At 66.8% G+C, this 25,499-nt stretch carries 10 protein-coding genes and 1 pseudogene; 8 read left to right on the top strand and 3 right to left on the bottom strand.

Annotated elements, in window-relative coordinates; translation table 11 throughout:
- Positions 1 to 118: 118 nt before the first annotated feature.
- A complete protein-coding gene (gene pdxR / locus L6D89_RS14975; protein ID WP_236200294.1) occupies positions 119 to 1,552 on the top strand; it encodes a MocR-like pyridoxine biosynthesis transcription factor PdxR in 1,434 nt (477 codons plus the stop codon).
- Positions 1,553 to 1,849: 297 nt separating this feature from the next.
- Entirely contained in the window at positions 1,850 to 2,140 is a 291-nt protein-coding gene (locus tag L6D89_RS14970; RefSeq protein ID WP_236173353.1) for a putative quinol monooxygenase, read from the top strand.
- Between the two features lies 1 nt (position 2,141).
- Here the strand turns inward: L6D89_RS14970 and L6D89_RS14965 are convergent, their stop codons facing one another.
- Positions 2,142 to 2,930, bottom strand: a complete 789-nt coding sequence (locus L6D89_RS14965; RefSeq protein ID WP_236173354.1) for an SDR family NAD(P)-dependent oxidoreductase — start codon at positions 2,928 to 2,930, stop codon at positions 2,142 to 2,144.
- Between the two features lie 96 nt (positions 2,931 to 3,026).
- A complete protein-coding gene (locus tag L6D89_RS14960) occupies positions 3,027 to 4,658 on the bottom strand; it encodes a mechanosensitive ion channel family protein (RefSeq protein WP_236200293.1) in 1,632 nt (543 codons plus the stop codon).
- Positions 4,659 to 4,956: 298 nt separating this feature from the next.
- Between L6D89_RS14960 and L6D89_RS14955 the strand changes: the two genes are divergently transcribed.
- The 5 genes from L6D89_RS14955 to L6D89_RS14935 are packed head-to-tail and all read left to right on the top strand — an operon-like array spanning position 4,957 to position 21,465.
- Complete coding sequence (locus L6D89_RS14955; RefSeq protein ID WP_236200292.1) at positions 4,957 to 15,630, top strand: VCBS domain-containing protein; 10,674 nt, start codon at positions 4,957 to 4,959, stop codon at positions 15,628 to 15,630.
- 38 nt (positions 15,631 to 15,668) lie between these two features.
- Positions 15,669 to 17,261, top strand: a complete 1,593-nt coding sequence (locus L6D89_RS14950) for a TolC family protein (protein WP_236200291.1) — start codon at positions 15,669 to 15,671, stop codon at positions 17,259 to 17,261.
- Positions 17,248 to 18,021 (top strand): efflux RND transporter periplasmic adaptor subunit, encoded by a 774-nt coding sequence (locus L6D89_RS14945; protein ID WP_236173358.1) that lies wholly within the window; start codon positions 17,248 to 17,250, stop codon positions 18,019 to 18,021. Before L6D89_RS14950 ends, L6D89_RS14945 begins: the two co-directional genes overlap by 14 nt.
- Positions 18,014 to 19,354 (top strand): efflux RND transporter periplasmic adaptor subunit, encoded by a 1,341-nt coding sequence (locus tag L6D89_RS14940; RefSeq protein ID WP_236200290.1) that lies wholly within the window; start codon positions 18,014 to 18,016, stop codon positions 19,352 to 19,354. The genes L6D89_RS14945 and L6D89_RS14940 overlap by 8 nt, the downstream gene beginning before the upstream one ends.
- An 11-nt stretch (positions 19,355 to 19,365) precedes the next feature.
- Positions 19,366 to 21,465: a site-2 protease family protein gene (locus L6D89_RS14935; protein ID WP_236200289.1), complete on the top strand. Its 2,100-nt coding sequence runs from the start codon at positions 19,366 to 19,368 to the stop codon at positions 21,463 to 21,465.
- A 390-nt stretch (positions 21,466 to 21,855) separates the two neighbouring features.
- On the opposite strand, the gene L6D89_RS14930 is transcribed toward L6D89_RS14935, so the two are convergent.
- Complete coding sequence (locus L6D89_RS14930; RefSeq protein ID WP_236200288.1) at positions 21,856 to 22,776, bottom strand: LysR family transcriptional regulator; 921 nt, start codon at positions 22,774 to 22,776, stop codon at positions 21,856 to 21,858.
- A gap of 323 nt (positions 22,777 to 23,099) precedes the next feature.
- Here L6D89_RS14930 and L6D89_RS14925 point away from each other — a divergent pair.
- Positions 23,100 to 25,467 (top strand): annotated as a pseudogene (locus tag L6D89_RS14925) (TonB-dependent receptor); the annotation flags it as partial.
- Between the last annotated feature and the right edge of the window lie 32 nt (positions 25,468 to 25,499).

The following is a 25,499-nucleotide window of genomic DNA, read 5'->3' as shown; positions in this document are numbered from 1 at the left end:
GCGCGCCACGGCCAGTTCGCCAGGTGACCAATTCGGCCTATTTCCGCCACGCAGCTTCACCGCCCCCGCGTGCGGGCGCTACGCTTGCCCATCAGTCCCGAGCCGCCGGAGCCTTTCCTTGGAGCTGCACCTGATCATCCATGGCCAGAAGGACCTGGCCGGTCAACTCTATCGCCAGTTGCGCGAAGCCATCGACACCGGCCGCCTCGCCCCCGGCACACGGCTGCCGCCCAGCCGCCTGCTGGCCGAGCAACTGGGCATTTCACGCAAGACCATTTCCGACACCTACGCACAACTCACCTATGAAGGCGTGCTGGTTGGCAAGATCGGCAGCGGCACCTTCGTCAACGCCCGTGCCGCGCGCCCGGATCGGCGCCGCGATGGCGCAAGGTTCGCCAGCCAGGACAACATCGAGCGCTGGGCGAATCTCAACACCCGTCTCAGCCACCCCGGCAACGAGGGCACGGCACGCGCCGACTTCATCGGCGGCGCCACCACCCAGCTGCAGTTTCCCCAGGAGGAATGGCGCCGCTGCGTGAACCACGCGATGCGCCAGATGACCGGCCAGCGCGGCCATTACAGCCGCCCCGAAGGCATCACGCCGCTGCGTGACGGCATCGCCCGGCACGTCGCCTATGCGCGCGGTGTCAACTGCACGCTGGACGACGTGCTGGTGTGCAATGGCGCGCAACAGGCGCTGGACCTGCTCGCCCGCGTGATGCTCCGCCCCGGCGACCGGGTAGCCATGGAAGACCCTGGCTACACGCCGGCACGCCTGCTGTTCCAGACGCTGGGCGCGGAGGTGGCGAGCGTTCCGGTGGACGCCGAGGGCATTCGCGTCGACCTGATTCCCGACGGGACGCGGATGATCTACACCACGCCTTCGCACCAGTTCCCGCTCGGCATGCCGATGAGCGCGGCACGCCGCGAAGCGCTGCTGGAGCGTGCGCTGGAGCTGGGCGCGCTGGTGATCGAGGACGACTACGACAGCGAATTCCGCTACGAAGGCCGCCCCACCGACGCCCTGCAGAGCCTCGACCGCCATGGCGTCGTGGCCTATATCGGGACCTTCTCCAAGGTGCTGTTGCCGGAGCTACGCCTGGGCTACCTGATCCCGCCGCCGAGCCTGTTTCCGGCGCTGGTGCGCGTTCGGCAGATTTCCGACTGGCACAGCTCGACGCTGCCACAGTGGGCGCTGGCCAAGTTCATCGGCGAGGGCTATCTGCTCAAGCATATCCGCCGTTGCCACGGCATCTATGCCGGGCGCCGCGAGCGCATCCTCGCACGCCTTGCCGGCGATCTGGCGCCCTGGCTGGAAACAGTGCCCTCGGTGGCCGGTTTCCACCTCACGGCGCTGTGCCGCACGCCCATCAAGGTGCCGCTGCTCGCCGAGCTGGCACGCAAGGTCGACGTCGGCCTCTACGGGCTGGCCTCCTTCTATGACCATGTACCCGCGCGCGAAGGCCTGCTGCTCGGCTTCGGCGCCATCGACACGCTGGACATCGACCCGGCCCTGGACAAGGTGCGCGACCTGCTGCAGCAGTTGAGCTGACGCCAAAACCCAATTCCCAGGGTGCGTAGGAGCGGACTCTGTCCGCGATCGTTTTCCGACCATTCCAGGCCCGCCGGTAGCACATCGCGGACGAAGTCCGCTCCTACGCACCCGGTAGCATCGCAGCGCGCAGCGGAAGGATTGGCCCAACGCTTTTCCCGGGAATTGGCGGTTCATGCCCGGGCGGCGCGCACTTAACCTTTCAGCATCGGTTTTGAAAGCCGGTTCCGGCCTTTACCGGATTGCGTCGTCAGCGCCCAATGGCCCCACGTCCGGCCAGCAGAAAGGAGCCTTGCCATGTCCCCGTCCGCCATTGCCATCGTCCGTGTCCAGGCGTTCCCCGGCCAGGTTGCCGCGCTGGGCCGTCACCTGAATGACTTGCTGGAGCAGGTACGCCAGCAACCCGGCTGCCAGTCCGGCGAGTTGCTGGCGCTGGCCGCCGACCGCTGGCAGGTTTCGACTTGCTGGGCCAGCCAGGCCGCGCTGGACGCGCACCTGGCCGGCGCGAAAGCGCAACAGTGGCTGGGCCAGCTTGGCAGCAGTGAGCTGGCGCTGGGCCTGGAGTTCGAGAGTCGCCGCGGCGAGTGACTCAGAACGGCGAGCGCACCACGCCGCCATCCACCCGCAGTGCCGCGCCATTGGTGGCCGATGACGCCTCGGAGCAGACGTAGACCACCAGATTGGCCACCTCCTCCGGGCGCGCGAAGCGCTGCAGCAGGGAGCTGGGCCGCGCACTGCGGAAGAACTCGGCCTCGAACTCCGCGAACGGCTGACCGCCGGAGAGTTTCTCGACGAACTCGTTGACGCCTTCCGAGGCAGTCGGCCCCGGCAGCACCGCGTTCACCGTCACGCCGGTGCCGGCACAGGTTTCCGCCAGTCCGCGGGACAGGCTGAGCTGGGCGGTCTTGGTGACGCCGTAATGAATCATCTCCACCGGGATCACCATTCCACTCTCGCTGCTGATGAACACCACCCGGCCCCAGTTCTTCTGCTTCATGCCCGGCAGGTAGGCGCGGGACAGGCGTACCCCGGAGAGCAGGTTGACATCGAGGAAGCGCACCCAGTCTTCGTCAGGAATCTCTTCGAAGGGCTTCGGATCAAAGATGCCCAGGTTGTTCACCAGCACGTCCACCGCCGGATAGCGCTGCACCAGCGCGGCGACCTGCTGCGGATCGGAAAGGTCGCCGGCGAAGCCTTCCACCCTGGCGTCGGCCTGCCCCGAGCGCAGCCTGGCCAGTGCTTCGTCCACCGAGCCCTGGCTGCGGCCATTGACGATGACCCTCGCGCCTTCGCGGGCCAGGCCCTGGGCAATGGCAAAACCGATGCCCTTGGTCGAACCGCTGACCAGGGCGAGCTTGTCGGACAGATGCAGGTTCATGAAATGTCTCCGGCGCGGGCAAGTGGATCGGGCCCCGCACTGCAACCGGGGCCCGTGGATCGATCAGCATAGATGAGCGCCGGCATCTCGCCGGACTCAGCGATCGGACGGCGCCTCGGGCTTGGCTGGCGCCGCATGCCATTGATCGCGCGGCACCCACTTGGCCTGCTGGGGGTCGCCCAGGTAATGCGGCGACATGATCTGTACGCCGTACTCGTTGAACACGTCCTGGATATTCGCGTGCAGTACGCTCAGCAGCAGCGCGCGCGGGCGCGGCTCGCTGGGGATGGCCTGGGCCACCAGGCGGTATTCGGGGTAGAAGTCCGACAGCGCCGTCTGGAACACCTGTGGCGCCGGGGTTTGCAGGATGCCGTCGGTGCGCCGTGCCGCCTCGATCAGCATGGCCTCCACCTGCCGCCACGGCGTGTCGTAGCCGATGGTGACGACCGTATCCACCACGTAGCCCTGGCCTTGCACGATGCGCGAATAGTTGCGCGTCACCGAGCCGGTGATCATCGAGTTGGGCAGCGTCAGCACTTCGCCCAGGCCGGTGCGGATGGTGGTGTTGAACACCCCCACCTCGGTCACCGTGCCTTCGTTGTCGCCGATGCGGACGAATTCACCGACCCGCAGGGTGCGCGAGTACGTGAGGATCAGCCCGGAAGCCGCCTGGCCGATGACACTGGAAGCGCCCAGGGAAATCATCAGGCCCACCAGTACCGACAAGCCCTTGAAGGCCTCGGTGCCGGAACCGGGGAGGTACGGATAGGCCATGACGATAGCGAACAGCCAGATCGCCAGGGAGGTCAGCCGTGTGGTCGGCTGCAGGGTTTCCTCGGTCAGCCAGCGCAGGTTGCCCGGCCGCGCCATGCGCTGCAGCACGTGGCGGGCGAAGCCGCTGATGGCGCGGGCAATCACCAGGATGCTGAGTGCCACCGCCAGCCCCGGCAAGGCATCGAGCATGCCGTTGATGAGATAGCGCGCCAGGTTGACCAGGTGCACGTTGAGGCTCTCGCCCCACGGCCGGGTGTAGGGGAAGCGCGACAGCACGAAGCTCAGCCATTGATAGCTGAACAGGAACACCAGCAGCCAGTAGACCAGCCAGATCAGCCGGCCGACCAGGTAATAGAGGTAGCGGCTGCCCAGCAGCGGCGTCTGCCCGACCTTGAGCCGACCGCTGTGCCGGCTCATCACATCCGGCAGGCGCTGCAGCAGCTTGCTTCTCACGTAGCCGATGCCGCGCAGCAGCAGGAGGTAGGCCACCGTCGCCGCGGCCGCCAGGCCCAGCGCGCTGAGCAGGTAGCGCACGCTGCTCGCCTCGCGGTTCTCGGCCACCGCCAGGCGCAGGTTGGCCGCTGCCACCTCGGCGGCGGCACGCACCGAACTGCCCGGCGGATCGACATCCTCCGGCGAAATGATGAAGGCACGGCTATAGCCGAGCAGGACCATGTAGCTGTCCTGGATCGGGTCGAGATTCACTTTCAGTTCATCGCCGCCCTGCAGCGCTTCCTCGATGGTCGCCTTGGCGCGATGGGCCCGCACCTGTGGGGACTCGCCGAGCAGCGTGGCGCGAAACACCAGGATGTCGCGGTTTTCCACCTTCAACGGCGCCGCCGCATCCTCTGGCGCCCGCACCGCGGTTGCCGGCGGCTCCGCGGCCAGCCCGGTCTGCCCTCCGACCAACAGCAGGCCCATCAGTAGCAGACATCTGCCCAGCTTTTTCCCCATGGCCACTCCCCAACCTTCCTGCGCCCTGATCCGGTCTCTGCCGGACCGTTCGCTCAAGCGTAGCCAAAGTCGGAATTTGCGCCGGGCCTGTGGCGAAACGTCCGCATCTACCGTTCGTTCGGCGGAAGCCACGGCGGGCGTAGAACTGAGCCATTCAGCTGTAAGATTTTTGATACTTAGCTGTCGCTTATGTCGCTGTTCTGCTTGCGATAATTCGGATTGGTACTAGCGTAAATTGCGTAAGCAGATATGCGTAGGACTGCTTTCCTCGGGGACTTACTTAGCCGGAAGTTAGGAAATGCAGGCCAAATTCCGTTCGAAACTATTCCAGCCCGCCGCCCACGCGCTCGCGCTGGAGCAACGCATTCTCTTCGACGGCGCTGCCGCAGCGGCTGTCGATCAACAGCATCATGACGCCACTGCGGGCGCCGACGCCAAGGACACGGCCAAACCGGCCACTGCGGTGGAAGCGCGCGCGCAGGCAGCGGCCCCCGCCCAGGCGGCGCCGCGCAACCTGGTGGTGATCGATGCGCGCTTGGAGAACCGCGACCAGTTGGCCGCCAACCTGCCGGTGGGTACCACCGCGCTGGTGGTCGACGCCGGCCAGGATGCCATCGCGGCGATCAGCAGCGCCCTGGCGCAACTGGGCAAGGTCGACTCCATCCAGATCTTCTCCCACGGTGCCACCGGCCAGTTCACCCTGGGCAACCAGACCTTCACCAGCCAGAGCGTCGACCAGCTCGGCGAACGCCTGAGCGCCTGGCGCGGCGAGCTCAATGCCGGCGCGGACATCCAGCTCTACGGCTGCGACGTTGGCGCAGGTAGCGCCGGGCAGGCGCTGGTGAACGAGCTGGCGCGCTGGACCGGCGCCGATGTCGGCGCCTCGAGCAACGCCACCGGCTCCCGAACTGCCGGTGGCGACTGGAACCTCGAAGTACGCGCCGGCGACGTCGACAAGACCATCGCCCTCAGCGCCAGCACACTGGTGGACTTCCAGGGCCTGCTGGCCAATGCCAGCCCCACCGTGGCCATGGGCAGCGGCGGTTCGGCAGTGCGCCTGGGCGATCAGTTCACCTTCGACGTCATCTTCAGCAACCCGTCCACGCAAGTGGGCTACGCCCCCTACATCGATCTGTTCATGCCGGCCACCGGCCGTGACGGCAACGACGGCGCCAGCTTCATCTCGGCCACCTACCTCGGCCAGGCGGTGAAATCCACCGTGCTGACCTTCGGCGCCGACGGCAACGTCACCCACCCGTTCGCCAAGGACGCCAACGGCAACGCCCTGGTGATCAACGCCGCCAGCGTCGGCATGAAGCCCGGCGACCAGATGATCGTGCTGCAACTGCCCTACGGCAGCGTTACCAACGGCCAGCCGGCGATCGACATCCAGGTCACCGCGCAATTGAGCAACCTGGCCGACACCAGCTACTCCGATGGCGCGCCGAACCTCACGATCAATGCCCGCGGCGGCTTCGAATACGGCAACGATTCGCTGAACAACCCGACCCAGGACCCCTCTCTGGTGGAGTCCGCGCTGCACAGCTTCGTGGTGACACCGACGCTGCTATCGATCACCCAGACGGTCAACATGCCCGAGGGTGAGACCGTCACCGGGCCGAACTACACCCGCACCCAGACGGTGACGGTGACCCCGGCCACCGGCCAGACCCTGACCAATGTCAGCGTCACCCAGACCGTGCCCGACCAGGTCCACGTCAGCCAGATCACTCCCGGTGCCGGCGGCACCCTGGAGTCGGTGACCCTGCACGACGGCACCGTGCTCACCGATCCCGCGCTGATCGCTGCCGCCCTGGCCAACCCCAACGCCTTCGTCGCCAGCTACACCATCCACTACGACAACCTGAACAGCGCCAGCAGCACCCAGGTGAGTTTCTACGTCCCGGAGATCGACGCCAACGGCCGCCCGGTGATCGACCCGACTACCGGCAACCCGGTGACCATCAACTTTGGCACCGCCACCGCCAGTGGCGACTGGAACCCGCTGGACCCGCGCGACCGGCCGACCGACCCCGATGGTTATCCGTTCACCGAGACCGGCAATGGCCAGGGCATCACCTTCGTCGCCAAGTCCATCACCCTGCTCAAGGAAGTCAACCTGCAGAACGATGTTGGCCAGGCCGGCCTGACCCCCGGCGATACCCTGCGCTACACCATGGAAGTGGCCATCTCCGACTTCTTCGCCTTCGGCAAGAACATCCTCGGCCAGGGCCAGTTCACCATCACCGACCATCTCAGCGACGGCCAGACCTTCAGCACCCTCAATCCGCCAACCATCGTCATCCGGACGCAAGGCGGCTCCCAGGTGATTCCGCTGATCTACACCGCCACGCAGAATGCCGACGGCAGCACCACCCTGGTCTTCGATATCTCCGAGTCGATTGCCACTGCCGTCCAGGGCCCCGGCCTGTACGCCCTGTTCGGCGACCTCTGGGACGATAACCAGCAGGAAGGCGCGACGACCCTGACCATCGTCTATGACGCCATCGTCGACCTCACCTACACCTCCGACCACCCGCCCCACGACCAGCTCAACGAGGGCGACAGCGTCGGCAACAACGCCACCGTCGATGCCACGGTGCTGCGCGACGCGGTGAACATCGGCGGCACCCAGACCGATGGTTCCAGCACCACCAGCACGATCCAGACCTCGACGGTGGATATCGACCTGACCAGGGTCAATGGTGGCCTGCCACCGGCCAACGGCGAGCTGCGCCCCGGCGACGTGGTGACCTTCACCATCACCTACGACCTGCTGGTGGCGGACTACGAGAACTTCACCCTCACCGCCTACCTGCCGCTGCCGCTGCTGGATGCCACCGGCATCAACTGGACGCAGGGCACCGGGGTCGGGCAGTGGCTGATCACCAACGGCAACACCATCGCCGATGTTCCCGACAGCGTCACCACCGGTCCGGGCAACTCGATCATCTTCAACTTCGGCAACTTCGCCTCCGGTGGCCTCAACGGCGGCCGGGTGCAGGTGCAGTTCACCATGCGCGTGGGCGACCAGCCCTTCGCCGACCAGCGCGAACTGGACGTGCTGGCCCAGTCCAGCCAGACCACCACCATCGACAAGACCGTGCTGACCTCTTCGGACGTAGCAGTCATCGAGTCGGTCGCCGAACCGGTGCTGGACATCAAGCACGGCGTGGTTTCCACCACCCACGGCACAGTCACCGGCACCAGCGGCAGCTGGTCGGCGCCTGGTACCAGCGGTGTGCCCTTCAGTGGCGGCGTACCGACCCTCACCTCGGTGGACGGCAACGTCAGCGGCATCGATGGCGGCGACACCTTGCGTCTGGCGACGGCGATCAAGAATACCGGGGGGGGCGGCGCCTACGATGTCACCACCAGCATCACCCTGCCTGCCGGCGTCAGCTTTACTGGCGGCAGCCTGGACGCGCTCACGACCCGGCTGCAGATCTACCGTGGCGACGGCACCCAGCTGATCGCCGGGGTCGACTACAGCGTCAACGGCAATACCATCACCTTCCTCGACGCCAACGGCCAGGCGACATTCCTCGCCGGCCGTGCCAATGCCGCCGACGGCAACGACGCCGCCGGGCGCAACGTGGTGGTGATCACCTACGACGTCACCGTCAACAATGCGATTCTCGCGTCGAGCACCCTGCAGAGCAGCGCAGCGCTGACCAACTACGCCAGCGTCAACGGCGGTCAGGACTTCACTCCGACCGACCTGGTAGACCTGGCCAACCAGCAGGTCGCCGCCCCCACCATCACCAAGGTCTACAAGGACGGCAGCCTCAGCGCCGACGACTCCAGCGCCAACCACACCACCGGCAGCGACCTGGTGATCGGCGAGAGCATGACCTACGACATCGTGGTGACACTGCCCGAGGGCACCACTGGCAACCTGCGCATCAACGACCTGATTCCCCCGGGACTGCGCCTGGACACCAGCTTCAATAGCGGCCGGGGCTATCAGATCATCCTCACCCGCGCCGGTAGCGCTGCACTGGGCCAGGACTTCGGCGGCAGCGTCAATGTCTCCAGTTTCGTGATCGACCCCGGCGACGGCGGTGATCTCCACCTGGTGTTCGACGTCGCGGGCTCCAATGCCGACAACAACACCGGCAACAACGCCTTCGTCATCCGCCTGGTACTGATCGCCAACAACGTCAGCGGCAACCAGCAGGGCGTGGTACTCAACAACGGCGCGCAACTGGTCTATAGCGACCCGGATGGCGATACCCCCAACGGCGCCACAGCGATCGACCGCAGCCTGGCCAGCGCCCAGCAGCCCAGCGTGACAATCGTCGAGCCGACGCTGGCGGTGACCCAGCAACTGACCACTACCCCGGCGTTCGGCGGCTTTGGCGAAAACGCGCCGATCAGCTGGAACATCACTATCAGCAACACCAGCGGCATCAACGCCTTCGACCTTAGCTTCCTCGATACCCTGCCGATCCAGATCAGCAACTACACCATCACCAACATCAGCGGCGCTGGTGCTGGCAGCTTCGCCATCGTCAACGGCGTCCTGCAGACGGTCGGCAAGGTCGACCTGGCAGCGGGCGGCAGCATCATCATCAGCCTGTCCGGGGTGGTCAACAGCCAGGTCGGCAGCGTGCCCGTCATGCGTAACGTCGCGGCCGTACAGTGGACCAGCCTGGACGGTGCCAACAGCGGCGAGCGTACCGGCGTCGACGGCATCCTCGCCAGCGGCGTGCTCAACGACTACAGCATCGACAACACCCTGCTGATCCCGGTCTCCAACCAGATCCTGATCTCCCGCGTCGGCGGCATGCCGGATACTCCGCCGGCCACCAATGCCAGCGGCGTTGTGGATACCTCGGCACCGTTCGAGCAGGTAGCCGTCGGCGAAGTGATCCGTTACCGCGTGGCCGTGCAGATCGCCTCCAGCGGCACGGGCAACACCAACTACCAGATCGTCATCGACCTGGCGCCCGGCCTGGAATTCCTCGCTGCCGACCTCAACGAGGTCCTCATCGCCTTCGTGTCTACCCTCAAGGGCGGCCTGAACAGCAGCAACGCACTGCTGGACGTGAACACCGTCGCTGGCCTGTGGATCCAGGGCAACCAGCTCAGCGGCGTGGCCCGGCCAATTGACCCCAACGTGCCGGTCGACCCGTCCAATCCCGGCGCCTGGCCAGGCCCCACAGCGGTGCTGAACTCCTCGCTGTACAGCATCGCCGCCACCGGTGGCCTCAACGGCGGTCAGCGGGTCACCATCAGCCTGGGCAACATTACCAACACCGAGCAACTGCCGGGCGATGACGACATCGAAGGAGTGGTCATCGACTTCAACGTGCGGGTGCGCAATACCGTCGGCAACCAGGCCGGCACCCAACTGGGCATGCAGGTCAGCGAGTATGTCGACAGTAACAGCGAGCCACGCGGCCAGAGTGGGGTTCTCTACGAAACCGTGGTCGAACCAGGCTTCACCGACCCGACCAAGTCGGTGATCGACCTGACCTTGAGCCCCGGCAACACCACCAATGCCACCCTGGAAGTGAGCTTCCAGCAGAACGGCAATGTGCCGGCCTACGATGTCCACCTGCAGGACAAGCTACCCGGCGGCAGCAACTACACCTTCGTCGGCGTCACCATCAGCGACGTCAACGGCAACAGCGTCACCTACACCGCTGCGGACTTCCTGCCCGGCGGAGCCGCGACCCTGGCCGGGCTGACCCTGAGCATCGACCCCAACCCGGCCAACGGCATCGGGCTGGACATCACCAGGCTCAATGTCGGCGACAAGGTCAGCTTCCGCTACAGCGTCACGGTGCCTGACGCTCCGATCGCCAACAACGCCGCGAGCTCCGCCGTGCTGACCTGGACCAGCCTGCCGCAAAGCTTCACCGCCTGGGGCGGTTCGGCGGTCGGCAGCGCCGGCACCGCCACTGGCGAACGGACCGGCCAGGATGGCCCCGGCCCGGACAACAGCGTGCTGAACAACTACATCAAGAGCGTCGGCATCGCCTTTGGCGTGGTGCGCGGCACGCTCTGGGACGACACCGGCTCCGCCACTATCAGCACGACACCGGACGGCCCCGGCCTGGCCGGCCAAACCGTCACCCTCACCTGGGCCGGCGCGGATGGCCTGTTCGGCACCGGCGACGACGCGCAACTGGCGACGACCACCACCGACGCCAACGGCCAGTACGTTTTCAGCATCCTCCCCAGCGGGCTGTACCGCGTGGACGTTGCCGCGCAGGTCAGCAACCCGACAACGGGCGACCCCGGCAATACGCTCAAGGTGCGCATCGACACCGACGGAGCGGGCAACACCTTCAACCAGGTCCAGCTGACGCTCGATGGCGGCACCGCCACCGATGGCCCGACCGGGCAGGCAAACTTCGGTTACGTGCACCTCAACGAAGCACCGATCAATACCGTCGCCAACCAGCACGGCCAGGAGGACACGGTACTGCACATCGTCGGTCTGGCTACCAGCGATGTCGACGCCGGCAACGGCGTGCTCACCGTCACCCTGACCGTCAACCACGGCGTACTCTGGACCAGTGCCACGACACCTGCCCCCAACGCCACCCCGCCGAGCGGTGCCAGCAACCAGTTGGTGCTGAGCGGGACGCTCGCACAGATAAACCTCCTGCTCAGCCAGCTGTATTACAAGGGTAACCAGGACTTCAACACCTTCCGCGACAGCGAAACCCTGACCATGGTCACCAACGACCAGGGCAACTTCGGCGACCACCCGCTCACCGGTGATGGCACGCCGGGTCAGAACCCGGCGGACGCGCTGAGCGACACCGATACCCTGAACATCGTCATCGACCCGGTCAACGACGCGCCCGTTGCCCATCCGGACATCGCCATCGCCGTCGAGGCCGGCGGCAGCCTCAATGCCGATCCAGGGATCAACCCCACCGGCAACGTGCTGGACAACGACACCGACGTCGACATCGCCACCAACAATGACTTCCTCCGCGTAAGCCGTCTGGAGAACGCCGCTGGCGGCGGTGTCAACGTTCCGGCCAACGGCACGGTCGTCAGCCTCGCCGGCCGTTACGGCACGCTGTACATCACCGCCAACGGCGGCTACCAATACGTCGTCGACAACAACAATGCGGCCGTCCAGGCCCTGCGGACCGGCACCGACCAGTTACGCGACTCCTTCGGTTACTTCGTCGTCGATAGCGGCGGCCTGAGCAGCTCGACCTCCCTCACCATCGACATCCACGGCGCCAACGACACCCCGATCGGCGTTCCGGACTTCGGTACCGCCATCGAGGCGGGAGGCACCAACAACGGCACTCCGGGCCAGGACGCCACCGGCAACGTACTCACCGGTGACCCTGTCACCGGCGCCGGCGCGGACACCGATGTCGACTCGGTAGCCCTGGGCGAAACCAAGACGGTCAGCCTGGTGCGCTACGAAGGCGTCGGCGGCGGGCGGATCTTCCCGGTCGCACCCGGGGCGCCCGCCACCTTGCAGACGGCCTTCGGCACCCTGACGCTCAACGCCGACGGTTCTTACCGCTACGTGATCGACAACAACAACCCGGCGATACAGGCACTCTCGCCAGGCGACCCGCCCATCACCGAGGTCTTCACCTATCAGGTCACCGACAAGGGCGGCCTGAGCGCCCTGACCACCCTGACTATCCGCATCCAGGGCGCCAACGATGCCCCGGTGGCCGTCGACGATCACAACACCGCCACTGCTGGCGCCAGCGACGGCAGCCCGGCGCCGGTCAATGCCAGCGGCAACGTGATCACCGGCGCTCCGGGCACCGGCGTGGATACCGACGTCGACAACGCCGACAAGCCCAACGCCGACAAGCTCAGGGTCGATGGCATTCGCTCCGGCCTGGAGACCGCCGGCGGCACCCTGACCACCGTCCCCGGCACCGGCACCATCGGCGTTACCGGCACCGCGGCACGGCTGGCCAACGGCACGATCATCAGCGGCAACTTCGGCCAGCTGACCATCGGCGCCGACGGCAACTACCTGTTCGAGATCAACAGCGCCGACCCGACCATCCGCGCGCTGACCGCCAACCAGTCGCTGGACGTGATCTTCACCTACCGCATCCACGACAGCGGCGGGCTGACCGACCAGGCACAACTGATCATCACAGTCACCGGCGTGAACGATCCGCCCATCGTGCAGCCGGTGGTGATCCATGCCACCGAGGCTGGCGGCCTGCTCAACAATGTCCCGGGCCTGGACCCGACCGGCAGCATCCGCGGCTCCTACACCGACCCGGACGGTGACACCCTGACCATCACCGCCGTGGTCAGCCCCACCGGCGCCAACGGCACCGTGGGCACCGACCTGGCCGGCAGGTACGGCATGCTGCTGCTCAACGCCGATGGCAGCTATCGCTTCGCGGTGAACAACCTCGACCCGACCGTGCAGTCCTTGCGCACCTACAACGACACCCTCACGGAGGTCTTCACCTATACCGTCAGCGACGGCCACGGCAAGGCCATCACCCGCACCTTCAGCGTCATCATCCATGGGCAGAACGACACCCCCATCGCTGGCGATGACACGAGTACCGCCATCGAGGCCGGCGGCACGCTGAACACCACACCCGGCGCCCCGGCCACCGGCAACGTGCTGCTCAACGACCTCGACGCGGATGGCGCGGCCTATGGTGAAACCAAGGTGGTGGATGCCGCGCGCAGCGGAGACAAGAACGGCAGTGGCGCGCTCATCGACCTCAGCGTCAGTGGCGGCGTGCTCACCGGCAGCTACGGCACCCTGGTGCTCAACGCCAACGGCACCTACACCTACACGGTGAACGACAGCCTGGCGGCGGTGCAGGCCCTGAAGCTGGGCGACAGCCTGGTGGAAACCTTCACCTACCGCATGCACGACACCGCCGGCGCCTCCTCCATCGCCCAGCTGACCATCACCATCGATGGCCGTTACGACGCGCCGGTGGCCAACGACGACATCAACTACGCGGTCGCCAACCTCGACGGCAGCGGCGGGCGCAACCCAACCGGCAACGTGATCACCGGCCTGACCGGGATCTTCGACGGTATCGGCAAGGACACCGATGTCGATGCCGGCGACCATATGCGCGTCACCACCATCGCCAAGGGACCCGAGGGCGCGCAGGTGAATACCGTCGCCGTGGTGCCGGGCAGCCCGCAGACCATCCTCGGCGCCTTCGGCACCCTGGTGATCAACGCCGACGGCAGCTACCAGTACTTCGTCGACAGCAACAACGCCACCATCCGCGCGCTCGGCCCGCTGGCCTTCGCCATCGAGGAGTTCACCTACCAGGTCACCGATGACGGCAACCTCAGCGACCAGGCCACCCTGGTCATCCTGATCCGCGGGCAGAACGACCCGCCGATCACCGCGCCGGACTTCGGCACCGCCGTGGAGGACGGCGGCCTGCACAACAACGTGCCGGGCAGCAATCCTTCGGGCAACGTGCTGGCCAACGACACCGACCCGGACACCATCACCACCATCCCGCAGGACGTGATGCACGTGGTTTCGTTCTGGGCCGGCGACAGCCCGACGTCCACCACTGTCACCGCGCCCGGGCAATCGTTGCGCGGCCAGTACGGCACGCTGACACTGAACCAGGACGGCAGCTGGAGCTACGCCCTGGACAACAGCCTGCCGGAAGTCGAAGCCCTGCGCGCCAGCGGCCAGACCCTGCAGGACAAGTTCACCTACCTCGGCTCGGACATCTGGGGCGGCGCCACGCCCGGCCTGCTGACCATCACCATCGACGGCCGCAACGACACGCCCATTGCCAGTGACGATACCGCCACCGCCGTCGAGGCTGGCGGCGTGAACAACGGGACGCCCGGCGTCGACCCGCGCGGCAACGTGCTGGACAACGACACCGACGTCGATGGCGTGCAGTACGGCGAGACCAAGACCGTCGTCCACTACACCGGCGAGAATGGCAACAGCGCCAGCGCCGGCCAGGTGCTCCAGGGGCTCTACGGCAAGCTGACGATCAACGCCGACGGCAGCTATCAGTATGTCGTGGACAACGCCAACCCCACGGTGCAGGCCCTGCGCACTGCCGGCGAAACCCTGCGCGAGATCTTCACCTACCGCATGCGCGACACCGCCGGGGCGACCTCCGACGCGCGCCTGACGGTGACCATCCAGGGCGCCGACGACAACCCGATCGCCCGCGACGACAGCAATGTCGCCAGTGACGAAACCCCGGCGCCACAGGCCACCGGCAACGTCCTGCCCAACGACAGCGACGTGGATGGCGGCGACCACCTGACCGTCACCGGCATCCGCACCGGCGCGGAGAACGGCAGCGGCAGCGCCGGGGTAATCGGCCAACCCATCGTCGGGCGCTACGGCACCCTCGTGCTCAACGCCGATGGCAGCTACACCTACACCATCGACCAGAGCAACCGCGAAGTGCTGGCCGCTGCGGGTCTGGGACAAGTCCTCAAGGACTACTTCACCTACACCATCAGCGACCTCACCGGCCTCACCGACCAGGCGCAGCTGACCATCACCCTGGACATCGCCACGCCGTACATTCCGCCGGGACCGCACTTCGACCGTTTCGGCGACGACGGCTACCCGCGCGATCGGATACCCGACGTCGACCCGGCGATCTTCGTGCAACCGGTGGTCGAGCGCATCGATGATCGGCTATCGCTGTCGGCCTGGGGTGCCGACGGCAGCAACATCGACATCTTTGCCACGCCGGAGATCGAAAGCCCGTCGCTGGGCGCGCAACTGGGCCAGGTGAAGGGCCAGTTCGTCGCTCGCGCCGTGGCCGAGAGCCGCCGCGCCGCCGACCTGGACACGCGCTGGGTGGATGGCCGCCATGGGGTCATCAGCCTGAGCGCCGACGGCCTGCTGCCCGACCCATCGCTGTGGGCACCCTTCCCCGCCGACATGGTGGGCAAGGCAGAGAAACCCGCGCAGACCGCACCGGGCTTCCGTGCCCAGCTGCGCGAGGCCGCCCAGCGCAGGAGCGGCGGCCAATGAGGAACATGCGACCCATTCAGATCGATCAAGGACAGAACATGCCCGCCTATGCACTGAAATGCCTGAGCGCCACCATCACCGTGAGTATTCTGCTCAGCGCCTGTTCGGCGTTCGAGCCCAAGCCTTACACCGAGGAGGAGATGCGCCAGCGGGTGATCGAAGACCAGGCACGGATGTACAAGGAGCAGGAACCGGTCAGCGGGCCGATCACCTTCTACGAAGCCTCTGCGCGAGCGTTGAAATACAACCTCGACTACCGCCTCAAGCTGCTGGAAAGCGCACTGGCCTCCGACCTGCGCGACGTCACCAGCCACGAGATGCTGCCGCGCGTCGTCGCCTCGGCAGGCTACGCCGGACGCAACAACGACTCCGGTGGCACCTCCATCGGCATCGAGGACCGCCAGGTCAGCTTGCGTCCCTCGACGTCAGAGGAGCGCTACCGCCAGCTCTACAGCCTGGGGCTGTCCTGGAGCCTGCTGGACTTCGGCGTCGCCTACTACCGCACGCAGCAGAAGAACGACCAGATGCTGATGGCCGAGGAGCGCCGCGAGAAGGTTGCGCAGAACGTCCTGCAGGACGTGCGCAACGCCTACTGGCGCGCCCTCGGCGCCCAGCGCCTGCTGCCGGAAGTGGACGGCCTGCTGATGCGCACCCACCGCGCCCTGACCTCCGCCCGCGAGGCCGAAGGCAAGGGCCTGCTGCCGCGCCAGGACATCCTCGCCTACCAGCGCGCCCTGCTCGACTCGGTGTACATGCTCACCGTGCGCCGCCAGGACCTGGAGTTCGCCCGCGCCGAGCTGGCCGCGCTGATGTCACTGCCGCCGAATACCAAAATGGTCCTGGCCGACGTCGGCGAACAGCCGCTGCCGCTGGTGACCAACAACATCGACCAGCTCGAACGGCTCTCCCTGGAGCGCCGTCCGGAAATCATGGAGGAGTGGTACCGCAAGCGCGTCGACATGAACGACCTGAAGATCGCCAAGGCCCAGCTGTGGCCCAACGTGAGCTTCAACTACGGCTACGAGTACGACTCCAACAAGTACCTGTACAACAACGACTGGAACCAGACCGGCATCAACGTCTCGATGAACCTGCTGCGCCTGGCACAGTACCCGGACATCAAGGCCGCCGAGGCGAGCCAGGAGAAGACCGACGACATGCGCCGCACCGCGCTGTCCATGGCCATCCTGACCCAGGTGCGGGTCGGCCTGCTGCGCTACCAACTGGCCCGGCAGGAAGTCGAGTTCGCCGACGAGAGCCTGCGCGTCGACCAGAGCCTGCTCAGCTATGCCCAGTCCGCCCGTGGCGCCGCACTGGGCAGCGAGCTGGAGCTGATCCGCGCCGAAGGCCGCTACCTGCTCTCGCGCTACCAGCGTGAAGCCGCCTACTCCGACGCCCAGGCCGCCTGGGGCCGGCTGTACAACTCGGTGGGCTTCGAGGTGATGCCCAAGGAAATCGAGAACCACGACGTGAAGACCCTCGCGCGGGAAATCCAACGCACCCTGGAACAGCAGACCAGCACCAATCTGCTCGCCAGCAGCGGCGCCGCTGCCGGGCAACCCGCGATTAGGCAACCCTCGATCGGGCAAGCGACCGTTGGCCAGAAGGAAACCGTCAATGCCGCGCAGTAAGCCGTACCTGCTTCTCCCGTTGTGCCTGATGTTGCTCCAGCCGGCCCTGGCCGATGACGCCAGCGGCCTGCCGCCACTCCCCGACAACCAGGACCCGGGGGCCATCCGTGTGCTGCTGGTGTCGAACTTGGAAACCACCCTTTCCGCCCAGATGAACGGCACCCTCGGCGCGCTCAAGGCCAGCCTCGGCGACAAGGTCGCCAAGGACGCCGAGCTGGCCCAGCTCAACTGCGTCGAAGTCAACGCCCGCGCCAAGGTCGCCGCTGCCGAACTGAACATGGCCCGCGCCAACCTGGCGGCCAAGCAGAACCTGCGCAAGCTCGACGCGGTGGGTGACCTGGAAGTAGCCATGGCCAACACCGAGCTGCAGAAGGCCGACGGCGCGCTCACCCTGGCCCGCGCCCAGGCCGGCTACTGCCTGGTCGATGCTCCGTTTGCCGGGCGCATCGCCAAGGTCTACGTCAAGCCCTACCAGACAGTGACGGCCGGCACGCCGCTGTTCGACCTGGTCAGCGATGGCGCGCTGAAGGTCCGCCTCAACGTGCCCTCTTCCATGCTGCCCAACCTGCGCCCGGACATGCCGCTGGAAGTGGACATCCACGAAACCGGCAAGCACTACCCGGCCAAGGTCAGCGTGATCAACGCGCGGGTCGACGCCGTGGCGCAGACCGTGGAGCTGGAGGCGAAGCTGGACGCCAGCTACCCCGAACTGATCGCCGGCATGAGCGGGGTGGCGCGCTTCCCCGAAAGCCATGAGTGAGCTGCTGCCGCCACCCCAGCTGCTGCTGAGCCTGGCCAATGTGCGTGACAAGGCGCTGGCCGCCGACTCCCTCGGCGGCCTGGCCTTCAGCATCGCCAACGACCTGTTCCCGCTGCTGCGCTTCCACCAGGCGCTGGTGTTCGCCTGCCACGAGTCGCGCAACGAACTGCTGGCGGTGTCCGGCCTGGCCAAGCCCACGGAAGACTCGCCCTACCTGGTCTGGCTGGAGCGCGCCAGCCGCTGGGTCGCCGCGCAGTTGCCCGACGCCACGCCCAGCTGGCTGGCTCGCGACGCCATCGCCCCGCCCGCCGACATCGCCGAAGGCTGGAGCGAATGGTGGCCGGCCGGGCTCTGGTGCGTACCGCTGCACGACCGCAGCGGCAAGCGCCTGGGGCTGGTGCTGTTCCTCCTGGACGAAGCGCCGGCGCGCAACCTGCAGCCGCTGCTGCAGGGTATCTGGCAGACCTGGGCGCATGCCTGGGCCTCGTTCGGGCCGCGTACCCGCCTGCGCTTCTGGCGACCGAGCAAGCGCCAGGTGCTGGTCGGTGTGATCGCGCTGGCGGCGCTGCTGCTGATCCCGGTACGGCAGACAGCCCTGGCGCCGGCGGAAGTCGTCTCGCGCAACGCCCAGGTAATCAGCTCGCCCATCGACGGGGTGATAGTCAAGATGCTGGTTCGTCCCAACCAGAACGTGGACGTCGGCACGCCACTCTTCGAGCTGGACGAAACCACTCTGCGCAGCCGCGCCGACGTGCTGGCCAAGGAAGTCGCCGTCGCCGACGCCGAGCTGATGGCCGCCAGCCAGCGCGCCTTCGACAACCCGCAGAGCAAGAGCGAGCTCACCGTGCTCGACGGCCGCGCCCGCCAGCGCCGCGCCGAACTGGCCGCCGTACAGGCACAACTGGCGCGTACCCGCGTGCTCGCACCGCGCGCCGGCGTTGCCGTGTACAGCGACCCCAACGACTGGCTGGGCAAGCCGGTGGTGACCGGCGAGCGCATCCTGCAGATCGCCGACCCGAAGGCGCCGGGCATGCGCATCCAGCTGCCGGTGGCCGACGCCATTGCGCTGGAGCCGGGAGCGAAAGTGGCGCTGTTCCTCACTGCCTATCCGCTCGACCCGCTGCACGGGGAAATCCTCGACACCAGCTACCAGGCCAAGCCCAGCGACGAAGGCGTCGCCTCCTACCGGCTGCTCGCCAGCGTGGAGGACCCACCGCCACATGCACGGCTCGGCCTGCACGGCACCGCCAAGCTGTATGGCGAGCGCGTGGTGCTCGGCTACTACCTGCTGCGCCGCCCGCTGGCTTCGCTGCGCGCCTGGACCGGCTGGTAACGGAGGGCCGGATGGAAATTGCCGCCGAAGACCTGCCCACCCCGCCCCTGCGTGACGACCTGCGCCTGGATGAAGCCGCGCCCGGTCCGGACGGCGAGCCGGTGTGGGTGATCCAGGACAGCGTGCTCAATCGCTTCTACCGCATTGGCTGGCTGGAATTCGAATGCCTGTTGCGCTGGGAGCAGACGCCCCGGCAGATCAGCGAGCAGATCGCCGAGCAGACCGCGCTCAAGCCCGAGGCCGAGCAGGTGCTGGGCTTCCGCCAGTTCCTCGAACACCACCAGTTGCTCCGCCCTGGTCCCGAGGCCCTGGCGCGCCTGGCTGCGCGCAGCGAAGGGAAACAGTGGACGACCTGGAACTGGTGGCTGCACCACTACCTGTTCTTCCGCATCCCGCTGCTCCGCCCGCAGCGCTTCCTGCGCGCTATCGCCGGCAGCCTCGACTGGCTGTTCAATCGCTACGTGGCCCTGCTGGTGCTGCTCCTGAGCCTCGCCGGGATCGTCCTGGTGACGCACCAGTGGGACACCTTCACCCACGACGTGGTGGAGTCGTTTTCCTTCGAAGGGCTGCTCAGCTTTGCCGCCGCGCTGGTGGTGGCGAAGACGCTCCACGAGCTGGGCCATGCCCTGGTGGCGACGCGACTGGGGCTCAAGGTGGCGCACATGGGCATCGCCTTCGTGGTGATGTGGCCGATGCTCTACACCGATACCGGCGAAAGCTGGAAGCTGCGCAGCAACCGCCAGCGCCTGGCCATCGCCAGCGCCGGGATCATCACCGAACTGGGCCTGGCCGGGCTGTCGACGCTGGGCTGGGCACTGGCCGACCCCGGGCCGTTGCGCAATGCGCTGCTGTACCTGGCCACCACCAGCTGGGCGCTGTCGCTGGCGCTGAACGCCAGCCCGTTCATGCGCTTCGACGGCTATTTCATCTTCTCCGACCTGCTGGACTTCCCCAACCTGCACGAACGCGCCGGCGCCCTGGCGCGCACCACCTTGCGGCGCAACCTGCTGGGGCTGGACGAGCCCTGGCCGGAGCACTTCCCCACCAGCAAGCGCCGGGCGCTGGTGGCCTTCGCCTTCGGCACCTGGGTCTACCGTCTGCTGCTGTTCCTCGGCATTGCCGTGGCGGTCTACTACTTCTTCTTCAAGCTTCTGGGGATCTTCCTGTTCGCCGTGGAAATCAGCTGGTTCATCGTTCAGCCCGTGTGGCGCGAACTCAAGGTCTGGTGGCAACGCCGCGCGGAAGTGAAGCCGCGGCGCAAGCTGGTGTTCCTCACCGTGCTGGGCGCCCTGCTGCTCCTGCTCGCCATCCCCTGGCGCACCCAGGTGCACGCCATGGGCGTGGCCCGTGCGGCGCAGCAGTTGCACGTCTACGCGCCCTTCCCGGCGTTGTTGCGCGACCTGCGCCCCAGTGGCGCGGTCGGCCAGGGCGAGACGCTGGCGGTGATGGAGGAACCCGATATCGCCGCCAAGATCCGCGGCAGCGAAGCCGGTATCCGCGGTTACCAGGGCCGCCTGGCCGGCATGCTGGCCGACCCGTCGGGGCTCTCCGAGGAAGCCGTCACCCGCCAGCGCCTGGGCGTCGAGTACCAGCAGGCGCGCGCCGCGCGCAACGAGATGGCCCGTCTCAACCTGCAGGCGCCCTTCGCCGGGCGCTGGATGGACGTCAACCCGGACTGGAAACCCGGCCAGTGGATCAACACCCGCGAGCCCATCGGCGTGCTGGTGGACCCGCAGCACTGGCTGGTGGATGCCTACGTCAAGCAGGACGAAGTGCAGCGCCTCACCGACGGCGGCCATGTGCGCTTCTACCCGGAAGGCGTGCCGCACCCCATCGAGGGCCAGGTCGTGCTGATCGGCACCACGCGCATCAGCCAGCTGGAACAACCGATGCTCGCCTCGCGCTACGGCGGCCCGTTGAACGTCAACCCGCAGGGCGAAGCCCTGGTCCCCAACCCGGCGCTGTTCCATGTGTTGGTGAAGCTGGACGCGGCGCCGCCCGGGCTGCACGAAACCCGCGGCCACCTGCAGATCGAGGGCGCCCGGCGCAGCTGGCTCGGCGAGGGCTTTACCCGCCTGCTGGCTGTCGCCCTGCGTGAGAGCGGGTTCTAGTGACTGAGCACCTTGCAGGCCCGGTACCGCCGGTGAATCAATCGCGGACAGAGTCCGCTCCTACGCATATCGCGCTCGCTCAGCAAGGATGGAGCTCGTCCCGCTGAAGCGTCAGGTTACGTAGGAGCAACAGTCTTCTCTGCATAGTCCTCCGCTGCATCTACCCCCTCACCCCAACCCTGGCTGCGCGCCCCGCTCCTCAGGGAGAGGGGGCATTCCGATCCGACTGACGCTAAGGTTTGATCCTGCACCGAACGGTCCCCTCTCCCCTTGGGAGAGGGCTAGGGTGAGGGGTGGCCCAAGCGCAGAGATATCTCGTAGGAGCGGACTCCGTCCGCGATAGGCCTCAGGCCGCAGAGGAGCATCGCCGAATACCCCCGCGAGCGAGCCTCACGCCACCTCGCTCTCCACGCCCGCATCAAGGTCCACCAGCAGCTCGATCATCGCCCGCGCCGCTGCTGAAAGGCGGTCGCCGCTGCGGGTGACGATGCCGCAGCGGGCCTGGAGGATGTCGACGTTCTGCGGCAGGTTGCGAAAATGCAGCCTGACCAGTTCCCCGCGCGCCATCGGCTCGCTCAGCGCCTCCTCCACCGCGATACCGACGGCATCGGTCTGGCTGACGATGCGCACCAGCGAGGCCATGTCCTCGCACTGCACATTGGTGCTGATGTCGATCTTGCCGCTGAGGTTGGCGAGCATCTTCCGCGCACTGGGGGGAATCAGCGTGGCCGCCAGCGGGTAGGCGAACATGTCGTTGGTGGAGAGGCTCTCCTTGGCCAGCAGCGGGTGCCCCGCACGACAGAAGAACAAACCGCTGCGCGGCTTCAGCGCGCGCGTCTGGAAGTTCGGGTCGGCTTCGAAATGGCGGATGTCGGCGACGAAGAATTCGATCTCCTCGCGGCTCAGGCTGCGCGCCAGGCGCTCCCAGTTGTCCACGCCGAACTGGATGTGGATGCGCGGGTAGCGCTGGACGAAGCGCGACACCGCGTCGGACACCAGCTTCTGCGCCGGCGCCGGGCCACTGCCGAAACGCAACTCTCCCGAATCCAGCTTGTTCAGTCTTGCGACTGCGTGGCTCAGGTTGTTCGCCCCCTGCACCAGGCTCAGCGCGTGCTGCAGCACCACCTGGCCTTCTGGCGTGGGGCGCAGGTCCTTGCTGCCACGGTCCACCAGGCGGCAGCCCAGCTCCTGCTCCAGGCCCTGGATGCTGCGGCTGAACGCCGGCTGGGTAATGCCCATGGCGTCGGCCGCGCGAACGAAGCTGCGGTGTTCGTTGAGGGCGATGAAGTAGCGGAGTTGGCGCAAATCCATGATGCATTTCCGGCATTGAAAATAGTGGGCAAAGGCATTTGCCGCTCGTTATGCGCTGGTTTTAAATGCAAGCTCTTATTCCGTCAATGAAGAATAAAACAAACATCTATTCTTTTATGAACTAAGAATATAGCTCAGACCAGGAGTCGCCCGATGCCAGCCTTGCACCTCCTTTACCCGCGAATGCGTCAGTCGCGCTGTCGCTGACAGTAGAAGCCGCACCCACCCCTACTGAAAACGTCGCTCGCCACTTTCCTGTGGCGCGGCCCCCTTTTGCCCGCGATCGGCGCGGACAGACAAGGACACAGCATGATTTCGACACATTCGCCCTTCCCCTTCGCCCCGCGCCGGCTGCGCGCCCCGGATTATGCCGTGGTCCTGCTGCTGGCCCTGGGCGGCGCCCTGCCGGTGCTCGCCGAGGAAAGCGAGGACAGCACGACTGCCGCCCAGACCGATAAGGCCGTTAGCGCCGCGCCGGCCAAGGCCGACGCGACCCTGGGCAAGGTCACCGTCACCGCCCGCCGCCGCGAGGAGGACTCGCAGAAGGTGCCCACGCCGATCACCGTGGTCGGCGGCGAAACCCTGGAAACCCAGCGCGTCTACAAGGTGCAGGACCTGCAGCAGATCCTGCCCAGCGTCAACGTCGCCTTCATCCATGCGCGGCAGTCGAGCATCGCCGTTCGCGGCATCGGCAACAACCCGGCCAGCGACGGCCTGGAAGGCAGCGCCGGGGTCTACCTGGACAACGTCTACCTGGGCCGCCCGGGCATGGCGGTATTCGACCTGCTGGACATCGAGCAGCTGGAACTGCTGCGCGGCCCGCAGGGCACCCTGTTCGGCAAGAACACCACGGCCGGCGTGCTGAACATCAGCACCCGCGCACCGACCTTCAGCCCCGAACGCAGCGTCGAGGTTTCCGGCGGCCAGGATGGCTACTTCCAGGGCAAGGGCACCGTCTCCGGCGCGCTGACCGACACCCTGGCCGGGCGCGTCTCGGCCTACCGCACCCGCGACGACGGCTACATCAAGAACGTCCACGACGACAACTACCTGAATGGCGGCGAGCGCCAGGGCATTCGCGGGCAATTGCTGTTCAAGCCCAACGAGGACTTCGACCTGCGCTGGATCAACGACTACAACGAGGAGGATTCGAGCAACGGCAGCATGGTGGTGTATGGCGCCGCCGACCGCTTCTGGCAGCGCGCCGCCGCGGTAGGCGCTTCGCCGATCCGCGATCCCGACCGGCACAAGGTCAACATCAACAGCCGCCAGCACGTCAGCGTGCACCAGGGCGGCAGCTCGGTGGAGGCCAACTGGAACCTCAACGGCGGCTACAAGCTGACCTCCATCAGCGCCTACCGCTACTGGCACTTCACCCCGGCCAACGACGAGCAGCTCAACGTCTCGGCGATCAACAACACCGGCGTGGAAGTCCACGACCGCCAGTTCTCCCAGGAAATTCGCCTGGCCTCGCCCACTGGCGGCTTCTTCGACTACATGCTCGGCGCCTATGCGTTCAACCAGAACCTGGGCAACAAGACCTTCACCGATTACGACCCGCTGGCCGATCCGTACCTGCTGGGGGCGAACCTCAACGCCCTGAACAACACCTACTCGAAAGCCAACGGCAAGATCGAGACCGACAGTTTCGCGCTGTTCGCCCAGGGCACCTGGCACCTCACCGACAAGCTGGACTTCACCGCAGGCCTGCGCGGCACCTACGAGGAAAAGGACGCCAAGGTCGAGCGCTTCGATCCGGTGGGTGGCGCTCCGGTGAGCGGCACCGCCGCGCTGGTGCGCCGCAACCAGTTGGGCGCCTATGACTCGGGCGACCTCAGCCTCTACAGCTTCGCGCCGTCGGCGCTGCTGAGCCTGAGCTACCAGTTCACCGATGACCTGCTCGGCTATGCCTCGCTGTCCCACGGCGAGAAATCCGGCGGCGTGAACCTGGCCGTGGCCAGTGCGCCGACGGCCGGCGCCGACTCCCTGCTGGTCGGCCCGGAGCGCGCCAACGACGCCGAACTGGGGATCAAGACCACCCTGTTCGACAACCGCCTGCAACTCAACACCAACCTCTTCTGGACCGGTATCCACGGCTACCAGGCGACCACGCTGTACCAGCCGCCGGGCTCCACCCAGCTGGTCTCGGTGCTCTCCAACGCCGGCAGCGTGCGCTCGCGTGGCCTGGAGTTCGAAGCCACCGCGCTGCCGATTCGCGGCCTGACGCTGAACGTCAACGGCTCCTACAACGACGTCACCTACCTGTCGTTCAAGGATGCGCCGTGCCCGGCGGAAGTCTCCACCCAGCCTGGCGCACCGGCCTCCTGCGATCTCACCGGCCAGCGCGTGGTGGGCGCCTCGAAATGGATCGCCAACCTCAATGGCGAGTACGCCTGGAACCTCGACGACGGCATCCGCCCCTACGTGACCGGCAGCTACTCCTACCGCTCCGAGGCCGAAGGCACGCTGGACAACTCCGACCTCTCGAAGATCGACGGCTACGGCCTGGCGAACTTCTCCGTCGGCCTGCGCAAGGACCTCGGCGACGGCCAGCTGGACGCCTCGGTCTGGCTGAAGAACGCCTTCGACAAGGACTACTACCTGGCCGCCTTCGCCAGCATCAACGGCTCCTACACCGCCTCGGTGGGGCAGCCGCGCACGCTGGGCGCGTCGGTCCGTTACGACTTCTGATCCCCATCCGCCGCGTCTTTGGCGCGGCGCAA

The organism is Pseudomonas pseudonitroreducens (genome assembly GCF_021603645.1).
In the GTDB taxonomy this organism is placed as follows: Bacteria; Pseudomonadota; Gammaproteobacteria; order Pseudomonadales; family Pseudomonadaceae; genus Pseudomonas; species Pseudomonas pseudonitroreducens.
The sequence above is the reverse complement of the archived record's forward strand: the minus strand, read 5'-3'. Positions and strand labels throughout refer to the sequence as shown.

What these genes read in the sequence shown, in the direction of transcription:
- L6D89_RS14950 (WP_236200291.1), top strand. Translation starts at nt 15,669, where the DNA reads ATGCCCGCCTATGCACTGAAATGCCTGAGCGCCACCATCACCGTGAGT.
- L6D89_RS14955 (WP_236200292.1), top strand. Translation starts at nt 4,957, where the DNA reads ATGCAGGCCAAATTCCGTTCGAAACTATTCCAGCCCGCCGCCCACGCG.
- L6D89_RS14965 (WP_236173354.1), bottom strand. Translation starts at nt 2,930, where the DNA reads ATGAACCTGCATCTGTCCGACAAGCTCGCCCTGGTCAGCGGTTCGACC.
- L6D89_RS14930 (WP_236200288.1), bottom strand. Translation starts at nt 22,776, where the DNA reads ATGGATTTGCGCCAACTCCGCTACTTCATCGCCCTCAACGAACACCGC.
- L6D89_RS14945 (WP_236173358.1), top strand. Translation starts at nt 17,248, where the DNA reads ATGCCGCGCAGTAAGCCGTACCTGCTTCTCCCGTTGTGCCTGATGTTG.
- L6D89_RS14940 (WP_236200290.1), top strand. Translation starts at nt 18,014, where the DNA reads ATGAGTGAGCTGCTGCCGCCACCCCAGCTGCTGCTGAGCCTGGCCAAT.
- L6D89_RS14960 (WP_236200293.1), bottom strand. Translation starts at nt 4,658, where the DNA reads ATGGGGAAAAAGCTGGGCAGATGTCTGCTACTGATGGGCCTGCTGTTG.
- L6D89_RS14970 (WP_236173353.1), top strand. Translation starts at nt 1,850, where the DNA reads ATGTCCCCGTCCGCCATTGCCATCGTCCGTGTCCAGGCGTTCCCCGGC.
- L6D89_RS14935 (WP_236200289.1), top strand. Translation starts at nt 19,366, where the DNA reads ATGGAAATTGCCGCCGAAGACCTGCCCACCCCGCCCCTGCGTGACGAC.